Source organism: Paenibacillus sp. BGI2013, from assembly GCF_002843485.1.
Lineage (GTDB): Bacteria > Bacillota > Bacilli > Paenibacillales > Paenibacillaceae > Paenibacillus > Paenibacillus amylolyticus.
This window is the reverse complement of sequence record NZ_PJFA01000039.1, coordinates 1-652: the sequence shown is the minus strand read 5'-3', so window position 1 is coordinate 652 and position 652 is coordinate 1. Positions and strand designations below refer to the sequence as shown.

Sequence of the window (652 nt, the reverse complement as noted above, 5' to 3'; positions counted from 1 at the left end):
CACAAGTTCAGCTAAAAAGGAATGTTCTAATTCGCGTTTGTTTCGTTTCGATATCTAGTTTTCAAAGAACAAGCTCCATGCAAAAGCAAGCTGTTTGAGAGTTTGAGCTCTCAAAACCGAACAACGAGTGAGTAATTTGTGCTCTTCATTTCATCCACACCGAAGTGACGGACCGAAATGAATCGCTGTTGCAGGTTCTAAGAACCTGCTTATTTGAATGTTTCCGTTGCAGGAAACGATTCTCCATAGAAAGGAGGTGATCCAGCCGCACCTTCCGATACGGCTACCTTGTTACGACTTCACCCCAATCATCTATCCCACCTTCGGCGGCTGGCTCCTTGCGGTTACCCCACCGACTTCGGGTGTTATAAACTCTCGTGGTGTGACGGGCGGTGTGTACAAGACCCGGGAACGTATTCACCGCGGCATGCTGATCCGCGATTACTAGCAATTCCGACTTCATGCAGGCGAGTTGCAGCCTGCAATCCGAACTGAGACCGGCTTTGTTGGGATTGGCTCCATCTCGCGATTTCGCAGCCCGTTGTACCGGCCATTGTAGTACGTGTGTAGCCCAGGTCATAAGGGGCATGATGATTTGACGTCATCCCCACCTTCCTCCGGTTTGTCACCGGCAGTCTATCTAGAGTGCCCA

At 50.2% G+C, this 652-nt stretch carries 1 rRNA gene; it reads right to left on the bottom strand.

The features are described 5' to 3' along the window. Window positions 1-249: 249 nt before the first annotated feature. Window positions 250-652 (bottom strand): 16S ribosomal RNA (locus CXK86_RS31780); the annotation flags it as partial.